Genomic DNA, 10,460 nt, shown 5'->3' on the forward strand with positions numbered 1-10,460 from the left:
GTCAGGCGGTGCTGCAGGGCGAACAGGTAGTCCTTCGGGACCATAGCGTAGACCGGCCGCGGCCCCTGCCACAGCGCAGCGAAACTCTCTTCAGAAATGAACCAGTCCGGCGCCTTCTTGCTGCCGAACTCCAACTCGCCCGGCGAGCCGACCACCAGCACCCTGCGCCTGGTGTAGAGCGGCAGCTCCTGCTGATAGCCGAAGCTGGCGATCACGGCATCTTTACCCGCCTGGGTGTTCACCATGAGGGCCAAGTCGCGGGAAAGCTTGCGCTTGGCGATCCCCTCGTAGAAGACCGGGGGAGCCAGTGCGGCGGTGACCAGCGAGCAGAGCCCGAGTCCGGCCACCAGACGCGGCAGCCTTCCCTTGGCGCCCAGCAAGGCGATCAGGCCATGGGCGAGAAAGAGCACGCCGACCAGGGCCGCACCCACCGGTGCCAGCCGCGGATGTTTGGCGACCCAGGGATAGGCCGCCAAGCCGACCCCGCAGACGAGGTAGCAAAAGGAGATGGCGGCGGCGGTCGCGGTAGCCTGTCGCCTGGCCTCGATCAGCTCACCCAGGTAAAAGCCCACCAGCAGCGCGAAGGCCGGGTAAACCGGCAGGATGTAGGGGATCAGCTTCGAATGGGAGACCGAGAAGAAGAGGAAGATCAGTCCCCCCCACAGCAGCAGGAACAGCCGCTCCTCCCCGGACTCCTCGCGAAGCTTGCGGCTCCGCCAGAGGGCGGCGGGAAGAAAGAACGACCAGGGGAGCATGCAGCCGAAGAGTATGGGGATGAAATACCACGCCGGCTCGTAGCGGTGGTGGACCTTGGTCAGGAACCTCTGGAAATGCTCGTGCACGAAGAAGAACTGGAAGAAATCCGGGTTCCTGAGCGATACCAGGACGAACCAGGGGGCACAGATCAGGAGGAACAGCGGGATCCCCAGGGGAAGCCGCATCTCGCGCAAAAGGCTCCAGCGGCGGGTGCAGAGGATGAACAGGACGATGATGCCGCCGGGGAGCACCACCCCGATCAACCCCTTGGCAAGGACGGCCAGGGCGGAAAAGGCGTAGAAAAGGTAGTAGTACAGGGCCTTGCGCGGCTCTTGCGGACGGGAGGCGAGCAGGAAGGAGCCGAGCGCGGCGCAGAGGAAAAAGGTGAGGGTGGTGTCGGTTATGTTGGTGCGCCCCTGGACGATCACCCCGATGGAGCTGCCGAGCACGCAGGCTGCGAGCAGCCCCTTGGACCGCCCGAACAGCTTGCGCCCCAGGTGATAGACGAGGAGCACGTCGAGCAGGCCCCAGAGTGCCCCGAAAAAGCGGGCCGCGAAGGGGGTCTCGCCGAAGAGGACGGTTGCCAGGGCGTTGGACCAATAGTGGAGGGGCGGCTTCTCGAAATAGGTGACGTAGTTGAGGGTGGGGGTGATGAAATCGCCGCGCTCCAGCATCTCGCGCGGGATCTCCAGGTAACGGACCTCGTCGGTTCCCAGGAGCGGGAAGTTACCCAGCCTCTGGAAAAATACCAGGCCGAACACCAGCACGAGCAGCGTGATATCCCGCCACCTCTGCTGCTCGTTTTCCAAGTACCTCGTGAACCAATCCATAAATATCAGCCTCCTGAGCAGGAAAAGCGGAAAACCTCGGCGCTTCCCCTCTCCGGGATGTAGCAAATCGGCGCATTATAGCACTTCTGGCATTATTGACCAGCAATACCTTTCGCGAACTCTAAGCCGGGGTGCTTGTCCTGGTAACGGGGAAACGAGAAATAGCTGACTTGAGTAAAACTTTGGCTGGTGTAAGATCGGTTTTATTGCTAAGGTTGCTTCGATGCCTAATTTCGGCCGGGAGGTAAACTCCAGATGAAGAAACGTACCGTCATTGTCGCCGTCAGTCTTGCTGTCTTGCTCGCCGGAAGCGTAGCCTACGCCTCGACCAGGACGGGAAGATCCCAGCAGGAGCGGGACCCGGGGCTCTCCGATGACACGAACCTGGAACAGGAGATGATCGCCGCACTGGACGATCAAAAAGAAGCCCCCAAGGCGGGCACCCCGACGGTGGCGGCGACCAAGGCTGGCAGGGACCAGGCAGAGGATGGGGAGCAACTCAGCAAGATCGTCGAACAGTGATCGCTGAGCCGAGGCAGTAGCGCCCGAAACACGCCGATCAACTCATTTCCCCGCGAGGGGCACCCCAGCTGGGTGCCCCTCTTTCGCTGCACAGGCAGGGCGTCCACCTCGCGTCGCATTCTTTTCCTGTCTCAGCTGCCGTTTTCCGCTCTGCGATCCAGCAGTTCCCTGATCTTCTGCAAGAGTTCCTGAGAATGCACCGGCTTCACCAGGAAGTCGACGTTCTCCCGCAGAAGATCCTGGGTGAGAACGATGTTGTTGGTGTAGCCGCTCGTGTAGAGAAGCCGCACCTTCGGGTCGAGCGCCCTGATCAGCTCGCCCGCCTCTTTTCCCCGCATGTTGGGCATCACCATGTCCAGCAGGACCAGGTCCACCTCCCCCTCCGCCAGCCGGAATTTCTCCACGGCTTCCCTGCCGTCGCTTGCCAGGATCACCCGGTAGCCGCTGCCGGTCAGCACCGTTTCCAGCAGCCTGGAGAGCGCCGGGTCGTCCTCGGCCACCAGGATGGTCTCGCTCCCGCCGGCGGGGACCGGAAGCGCCGTCTCTTCCTCGCTCGCCGCCACCAGCGTCTCCAAAAGCGGGATGTAGATCCTGAAGGTGGTGCCGGCGCCCGGCTCGCTCTGCACGGTGATCTGCCCCTTGTGCTGCGAAACGATGCCGTAGACGATGGCCATTCCCAGGCCGGTCCCCTTGCCGGGTTCCTTGGTGGTGAAGAAGGGCTCGAAGATCTTCAGCCGCGTTTTCTCGTCCATCCCGGTGCCGGTGTCGGAGACCGAGATGACGGCGAAGTGCCCGTTCCCCCCGCCGTTTTTCTCTTGAGCGGCGTTCTCCACCACCTGCTGGGAGGTCTCGATGCTGAGCGTCCCCCCTTTGGGCATGGCGTCGCGCGCGTTGGTGGCGAGATTCACCAGCACCTGCTCGATCTGCCCGGGGTCGACCTCCGCGTACAGTGGCTTGCTGGAGATGGTGGTCTTCAGCCTGATCTCTTCCCCGATGATGCGGACCAGGAACCGCTGCACCCGGGCGATGATCTCGTTGAGGTCGAAGGTGCACGGTTTCATGACCTGCTTGCGGGAGAAGGTGAGCAGGCTGCGGGTCAGCTCGGCGGCCTTCTCGGACGACTCCAGGATCTGCGACACCTTGTCACGCTGGGCCTCGTCCAGCGCCTGGTCCCCCTTCAGCATGCCGGCGAAACCCATGATCACCATCAGGATGTTGTTGAAGTCGTGGGCGACCCCGCCCGCCAACTGCCCGAGGGCTTCCATCTTCTGGGACTGCTGGAGCTGCTCCTCCAGGTGGCGGCGCTCGGTGATGTCCTCGGCGATCCCCAGCACGTAGCAGGGCTGGCCCTCCGCGTCGTAGAGCGGGATCTTCTTCACCCGCAGGAACATCTGCTTTCCCTTGCCCGATTTGACCGCTTCCTCCGGGATCTCGATCAGCTTCCTGCTCTCCAGCGTCTGCCGGTCCTTCAGCCTGAAAAAGTCAGCCTGTTCCTGAGGGAACAGGTCGTAGTCCCGCCTCCCCAGCACCTCCTCCCGGGTGTAGCCGAAGAAATCCTCCGCTGCCCGGTTCAGCGTCACGTAGCGCCCTTCGACTGCCTCCTTGGCGAAGACGATGGCCGGGATGTTGTCGACCACGTTCTTCAGGAAGTACTCGCTTTGGCGCAGGGCGTCCTCGGCCACCTTCCGCTCGGTGATGTCGCGGGCGACCGCCAGCACGTAGGCGTTGCCGTGGAACTGCATCCGGTTGAGGGTGAACTCCACCGGGAACTTCCCCCCTTCCTTGCGGTGCAGGAAGGTCTCCGCCCGGGCCCGCTCCTCCTTGCCGGAGTGCCTGATCAGCTTTTGGCAGGCGGGACAGTGGGCGAGATCGGAGACGTCGAAGAGGGTGACCGCGTTGAACTCCTCCCGCTGCCAGCCCATCTGGTCGGTGGCGGACTGGTTCAGGTCCACGATCTTTCCCGAGGGGACCTCCACCAGGAAGAAGATGTCGTTGCTGTGATCGAGGAAGGCTTTCAGCCGCTCCAGCTCCTCCACCCGCTGTTGCAGCGCCGGGTAGTAGGTCTTGCGGACCGAGGACTCGCCCAGGCCGACCAGCTTTTCCCGCAGCCCCTCGAAACGGTCCGGCGGGTCAGAGCGACTCTTCATAGATGACCTCGATGTCGCGGTGGGTCGGCCGGCGGGGGTTGGTGATCATGCAGGGGTCGCTGAGCGCGTGATCGCTGTAAAGGTTCACGTCGCTGATGGAGACGCCGACATTGCCGAGGTTGCGCCGGATGCCGACGGTAGCCTTCAGCTGCCGGACGTGGTCGAGCAGCGCCTTCTTCCTTGCTTTTTCGGGCATCCCCCGCAGGTCGAGCCCCATCGCCTCGGCCACCTTGTCGTAGCGGTCGGGAGCTGAGCTGTAGTTGAACTCGATCACGTGGTCAAGGAGGATGGCGTTGCACTCGCCGTGGGCGAGGTCGAGCGCCCCGCCGATGCTGTGGGCCATGGCATGGTTCGCACCCAGGATCGCGTTGGAGAAGGCGAGCCCCGCCTGCAGGCTTCCCTGCATCACCTGGGTGCGGAACTCGAGGTTATTGGGGGCGGAGATGGAGGGGATCAGGTTGGCGGAGAGCAGGCGCATGGCCTCCAGGGCGTGCAGGTCGGTCATGGAGGAGCGGGCGGTCGAGACGAAGGCCTCGATGGCATGGGTGAGGGCATCCAGGCCGGTACAGGCGGTGAGGTAGGGATCCATGGTGATCAGCGTTTCCGGGTCGATCAGCGCCATGTCGGGGACCACGGACTTGCTGATGATGGCGAACTTCACCCGCTCGTTGGGGTTGGTGATGATGGCGAACTGGGAGACGTCGGCGGAGGTGCCGCCGGTGGTGGGAACGCAGACCAGGGGCGGGATCGGCGAGGTGACCATGTCCACCCCTTCGAAGGCCCGGATCGGCTTGCGGTTGGTGGTGACGATGCCGATCCCCTTGGCGCAGTCGATGACGCTGCCGCCTCCCACCGCGACCAGGGCGTCGCAGTGTTCGGCCTCGTAGACGGCGACACCGGCTTCGACCTCGGCTATCTTGGGGTTGGGGGTGACCCCGGTGAAAAGGACGAAGGAAAGGCCGGCACTCTCGATGCTGTCGGTGACGTCCGTGCTCCAGCCGGCCTGGACCACCCCGGGGTCGGAGACCACCAGCACCTTCTTGCCGCCCAGGTTCTTGGCATAGCGGCCGGCCAGTTTGCGGGCACCCACGCCGAAGATGAATTCCGGTGCCAGGAACTTTCGTAGTTCAAAGGGATCCGCCATACATGTCACCACTGCAACGGGTTGCCTGAAACGTTAGCCAATTCAAATGCTTATGCCAGATCGGCATGCAATTATTATACAGGCACGGCAGTGGCTTTACCAACCTTATCGGCAAAGTTGTGAATCGACTGTCAACGCGACAGGAGTTCCTCCGATAATTGCGAACGCACGCGCGCCAAAAAACTCCATTTTCCCCACCTTCTTCTGAAAATAAGCGGCGCTTTTCTGAGCGAAATGTCAAGATGGCAACCTTTTAACCCTCTCACGTATAATAAGGGCAGATGCCACGTGCACCGTTAAATCATTCTCAGAGATGGAGGAGGTGGAATAATGACAAATCCGACTCTTCTGATCGTTATCGTGGTGATTGCCATTGCAATTATCACAGTGGTTGGCATTGTCGCTCTCCGCAGGCAGCGGACGCAGAAATTACGGGGCCACTTCGGTCCTGAGTACGACCGGGCGGTACAGGATACCGGAGACAGGGCGCGCGCGGAGACCGAACTGGAGAGGCGCAGGAAACGGGTGGAGGGGTTGACCATCAGGCCGCTGACCCGCGAGGACAGGACACGGTTTACCGAAGGCTGGACCAGGGTGCAGGCGCGCTTCGTGGATGACCCCAAAGGCGCGGTGACCGAGGCGGACCAGTTGCTGGGCGAGGTGATGTCCAGGCGTGGTTACCCGGTCGGCGATTTCGAGCAGCGTGCGGACGACATTTCGGTGAACCACCCGAACGTGGTGGATAATTACCGTAAGGGGCACGCCATTGCCCTTCGGCACGCCAGAGGGGAGGCTAGCACCGAGGACCTGCGACAGGCGATGATACACTACCGGGCCCTCTTCGCCGATCTGGTCGGTAGCCGCGAGATGACCACAGCGCGAGAGGCCGAGTATCCGGCCGAAAAAGAACGCAAAATCATCGGGTAACCTTACCCGCACGGTTCAGCAGGGATAAGGAGATCAACATGAACGATAGACCTGAGGAAAAGGACGTAAGGAATGAAGGGCTGACGACCTCGGCGCTGGCAGGCGCAGGCGAGGGCGAAGGCATGCGTGGCGATGTGGCGATGGGGGCTCCCGCTGTAGCAGCGGAAGAAGAGAGCGCGCCTCTCTTTAATCCTGATGAAACCAGGACCTTCCGCTCCCGGTGGGACGAAATCCAGGTCGGTTTCGTGGACGAGCCCAGGCGGTGCGTGGAGCAGGCCGATAACCTGGTGGCCATGGCCATCAAGCGGCTGGCCGAGATGTTTGCAGAGGAGCGGACCAAACTCGAGGGGCAGTGGGACCGCGGCGACGACGTTTCCACCGAAGACCTCCGCCTGGCCCTGCGTCGCTACCGCTCTTTCTTCAACCGCCTCCTGAAAATGTAACCGGTGACCGAGTTTTCCCTGTTAGTTCGAAGCCCCCTGCCGGGGGCTTCGTTATTTTCGGGCCGTCACAAGGAAGGGAGCGAATATCCGGTCCCGGCAAACTGGATGTTGGCCGGGTCGTCACAAAGAGGGGGCGAAACTGCATGTACGCCGCCGCAGGCGGAGCAGCTCCCCACGAAAGTGGTCATGGTGAAAGATGCACCGCATCCCTGGCAGGTGGTGGTGAGGTGGTCAGGGAGCGGGCGGGCCCTCAGCGCGCCACCGTGGGCTTTCGAAACAAAATCGACCAATTCCCTTCCTTTAGCATAAGGGCCGGCGCCGGCGGCGTGGCCGCATCCACAACTTCCCATTCATATCTCCTTTTGCTGTTCGAGTTCTGCATGATTCCAAAAGTGGTAGTGGCGTTGTACAGCTAAAAGCGCCAACAAAACATGACTTAAGTCAAACTGCAGGGGAAAGAGGTACATCAGAACTTGTAGGTAACCCAGGTGGTCACGTAATCGACGTCCTCGCCGGGGCCGGAGTCCCGCAGGAAGGGGCCGGCCAGGAAATGGGCGTAGATGGCGACCAGGGTGAGGTGTCTCTGGGCACTCCATTCCAACTGGATCTGCGGTTGGCTGCCGATGTAGCGGGCAGAGGTCCTGGTGCCGGAGCGGACCAGGGCGACGGCGTTGTTGTAAAGCCCGTCGTGGAGGCTCTCCCGCCAGAAGAAGTCCCAGTTGGCGGTGAGAGTGAGGTTCTTCGGCAGGTGGAGTTCGACGGATGGGTTCACGTTGATGAAGTTGACCGGGCCGACCAGGCCGTCCTCGCTGAAGTAGGCTCCTTTGGGGAACAGGGGGTTGAAGGTCTGCAGGTCGGGGTTGTTGGGGTCCCGGTCACCGCTGGCGATATCCGCTTTCAGGGCGAAGCGCGGCGAGAATGGGAGCTCCTCCACCCGGTATCCGGTGTCTGAGGCAACGGTCCAGGCCCTGATGTCACCTGCTCCGAAACTTCCCCACTGGTAGAGGGCTTCGAAGTTGTAATCGAGCGGTGCCGCCGTCCGCCAGATCCTCGATCCCACCGAGTGGCGGGTCTCATTGGCGGTCCCCTGGTTGAACCTGGCGTTTTCCCGGTAGAGGCCGAGGTAGTAGAGGTCGGTGCTGGTTTTGGTGGTCCCGGGCAAGGGGAAAACCGAGTAGACGCCCCACAGACCCTGGCTGTGATTGGTGCCATCGTCGAAGATGTACCGGTTGGACTCGGCCGGTCGGGTGGCGATGCCGTCCACCGCGAGGCTGCCAGAGCGGTACATGACGCGGAAGCCGTCGAAGCTCTGGCGGACGTTGGGCCCTTCACGGACGGCGATGATGCGCTGCGAGCCGTAGGCCAGTTCCTGTCTGCCGGAGCGCAGGGTCAGCGAGCCGTCATCGGGCAGGCCCAGCTTGAGGTCCAGAAACCCCTGGTGCAGGTCGAGTTCGTTCTTGTCGATGGAGGGGCGGGGACCACCTGCGCGGCCGTTCTCCAGGCTGCTCTGGAACTGGCCGAACAGGCGGACGTGGTCACCGAAATGAAAGTCGCCGTGCAGGAAGTAGCGCTGGAGGGCGTAGCCGTTGTCTTTCGGGGTCTCTTTCCAGTTGTAGTTGTCGAAATACTCGTAGCGCTCGCGCGCCTCACCGCCGATGCTGAGATACCAGTCGCCCCGCTGGTTGAACGGGATGTACTTGATGGGATCCAAAAAGTCGCTTTTCTTGGAGGGGGCCTGCAGGTAGCGGTAATCCTCGTCAGCACGGTTGAGCTTGTAGGCCGGTACCGATGGTTCGGTTTCCAGGCAGGCTGCCAGTTGTGGCGAGAGCAGCATCAGGTACGCCACTATCGCTAGCAGTGATGACCAGCACTTCATTTTCCCCTCCAGCAAACCATCAAACTTCAGAAAAATGACAAAAGCAAATTTAACAGGGATGAAGGGGATGAAGGGGATAAAGTCAAAGACATGGAAAAGACGCTGCTTTAGAATTTCATTGTTGCCAACGGTTTTATGCCTTTAGATTTTATCCCCTGTATCCCCTTCATCCCTGTTAAATAAAGGTTTTTTGTAGTGCCTTGGGATTGTCACGCTTTGTGCTTGATGAAGGTTCCTTTCTGGTATTCCTCGAAGGCCACCTCCAGCTCCTCGCGGGTGTTCATGACGATCGGTCCGTACCAGGCGACCGGCTCACCGAGCGGCTGCCCGGAGACCAGCAGGAAGCGGACCGGCCTGTCCTGGGTGGTGATGGAAACCTGGTCGCCATCTTCATAGAGGATGAGGGTTTCCGCTCCGCAGGCGCACTCCTGCTTCATGTCGAAATAGTTCACCCCTTCCGCATCGTGCTCGAAGGCGCTCCGCCCGGGGTCGAAGTACCCCTCGCCGTCCACCACGTAGGCGAACGCCTTGTGCCCGCGCGTGATCGGATGGGTGAAGGTTGTTTCGGGAGGCACCGTCACGTCCAGATATTCCGGCTCGGCCACCACGTCCTGCACCGGCCCCTGCACGTCTCCCACCTTGCCGCAGATGATCTTCACCTTGATGTCCCCTGGCAGGGTGACCTCGGGTATCTCGTCCGCCGTTATCCCCCGGTAGCGGGGATCCATCATCTTGTGGGAGGCGGGAAGGTTGGACCAGAGCTGGAATCCCCACATGAGCCCCTCGTCGTCCCCGCGCGGCATCTCCTGGTGGATGATGCCGCTGCCGGCGGTCATCCACTGCACATCGCCCGATTCGATGACCCCCTTGTTCCCCATGCTGTCGCCATGGTCGACCCGGCCGTGCAGCACGTAGGTGATCGTCTCGATCCCGCGATGCGGGTGCCAGGGGAACCCCTTCAGGTAGTGGGGCGGGTAGTTGGAGTGGAAATCGTCGAGCAGCAGAAAGGGATCGAACAGGGGGACTTCATCGTTGCCGAAGGCCCGCTTCAGATGAACGCCGGCGCCTTCGATGGTCGGCTTGCTTTTCCAGACCTTCTTGATTTTGCGGATGGGAACCATGCAACCTCCGGTTTGTGGTAGTCGTCTGGTGGTAATTGATGTTTGGATTGGTGTTGGTGGGTGTTTGGATGGTGAAGCGATGTAATAGTCTACCACAAAGAGGAAACGGTCCTGGGAGGGCTCCCATCCTCACCCTGTCCTCGCCTCGGGAGGGGGCCGTCGTGCGGGTGGCATTCGCACAAAATCCGCTGCGATCACCAAAAGGGCCGCTAACCTCAAGGACAGCGGCCCGTTCTTTTCGTTAACTCTTACATCTGTTGCCCTCACTCCCTCCCCTTCAAGGGGAGGGTAGGGGTGAGGATGGGGTTGATCAGAAGGCGAAGCAGTCGCAGCCCAGCCCGTACCAGAGGGGTGCCTGTTTCGGGATCGACGCCGTGGTCAGCCGATGGCAGCCGCAGTCGGATTTCATGCTGGAGGCGGTCGACGTGGCGCTGTGATAGCCGCCGTAGCGGGCGACCGGCGACCAGTCCGGGCTGACCGGGGGGAGCGGCGGCGCCAAGTTGCTGAATTCGCCGGTGCCGTGCACGACCTTTCCCCCCACCATGGTCATTACCGACTCGATCCCCTTGATCTCCGCCTCAGGAACCGTCAGGTAGTCGGAGGAGAGCACCGTCAGGTCGGCCAGCTGTCCGGGGACCAGCATCCCTTTCTTGCCGTCTTCACCGGAGAACCAGCTGCTGCCGACCGTGTACAG

The 10,460-nt window shown here is 61.7% G+C and carries 10 protein-coding genes; 3 read left to right on the forward strand and 7 right to left on the reverse strand.

Annotated elements, in window-relative coordinates:
- Positions 1-1,586 (reverse strand): glycosyltransferase family 39 protein (locus tag VJ604_RS09925; protein WP_324082084.1); only part of this gene is annotated, 1,586 nt, incomplete at its 3' end.
- A 255-nt stretch (positions 1,587-1,841) separates the two neighbouring features.
- Between VJ604_RS09925 and VJ604_RS09930 the strand changes: the two genes are divergently transcribed.
- Positions 1,842-2,108, forward strand: coding sequence for a hypothetical protein (locus VJ604_RS09930; protein ID WP_324082085.1), 267 nt, complete (start codon positions 1,842-1,844; stop codon positions 2,106-2,108).
- Positions 2,109-2,239: 131 nt separating this feature from the next.
- Here the strand turns inward: VJ604_RS09930 and VJ604_RS09935 are convergent, their stop codons facing one another.
- Both VJ604_RS09935 and ercA read right to left on the reverse strand, forming a co-directional pair.
- Entirely contained in the window at positions 2,240-4,255 is a 2,016-nt protein-coding gene (locus VJ604_RS09935; protein WP_324082086.1) for a hybrid sensor histidine kinase/response regulator, read from the reverse strand.
- The gene (gene ercA / locus VJ604_RS09940) at positions 4,239-5,399 is read right to left on the reverse strand and encodes an alcohol dehydrogenase-like regulatory protein ErcA (RefSeq protein WP_324082087.1); all 1,161 of its coding nucleotides are present in this window, start codon (positions 5,397-5,399) and stop codon (positions 4,239-4,241) included. Before ercA ends, VJ604_RS09935 begins: the two co-directional genes overlap by 17 nt.
- Before the next feature lie 330 nt (positions 5,400-5,729).
- On the opposite strand from ercA, the gene VJ604_RS09945 reads away from it, so the two are divergent.
- Positions 5,730-6,326, forward strand: coding sequence for a hypothetical protein (locus tag VJ604_RS09945; RefSeq protein ID WP_324082088.1), 597 nt, complete (start codon positions 5,730-5,732; stop codon positions 6,324-6,326).
- Positions 6,327-6,364: 38 nt separating this feature from the next.
- Positions 6,365-6,769, forward strand: coding sequence for a hypothetical protein (locus VJ604_RS09950; protein WP_324082089.1), 405 nt, complete (start codon positions 6,365-6,367; stop codon positions 6,767-6,769).
- 65 nt (positions 6,770-6,834) lie between these two features.
- Here VJ604_RS09950 and VJ604_RS09955 read toward each other — a convergent pair whose 3' ends face one another.
- From VJ604_RS09955 to VJ604_RS09970, 4 genes are all read right to left on the reverse strand, one after another.
- On the reverse strand, positions 6,835-7,119 hold the full coding sequence (locus tag VJ604_RS09955; RefSeq protein ID WP_324082090.1) for a hypothetical protein: 285 nt from the start codon (positions 7,117-7,119) through the stop codon (positions 6,835-6,837).
- Between the two features lie 116 nt (positions 7,120-7,235).
- A complete protein-coding gene (locus tag VJ604_RS09960; RefSeq protein WP_324082091.1) occupies positions 7,236-8,645 on the reverse strand; it encodes an alginate export family protein in 1,410 nt (469 codons plus the stop codon).
- A gap of 209 nt (positions 8,646-8,854) precedes the next feature.
- Positions 8,855-9,766, reverse strand: coding sequence for a pirin family protein (locus VJ604_RS09965; protein WP_324082092.1), 912 nt, complete (start codon positions 9,764-9,766; stop codon positions 8,855-8,857).
- A 310-nt stretch (positions 9,767-10,076) separates the two neighbouring features.
- Positions 10,077-10,460, reverse strand: a 384-nt coding sequence (locus tag VJ604_RS09970; RefSeq protein WP_324082094.1) for an amidohydrolase family protein, incomplete at its 5' end; no start/stop codon positions are given.

Origin of the sequence: Geomonas sp., assembly GCF_035254065.1 — a bacterium.
GTDB lineage: Bacteria > Desulfobacterota > Desulfuromonadia > Geobacterales > Geobacteraceae > Geomonas.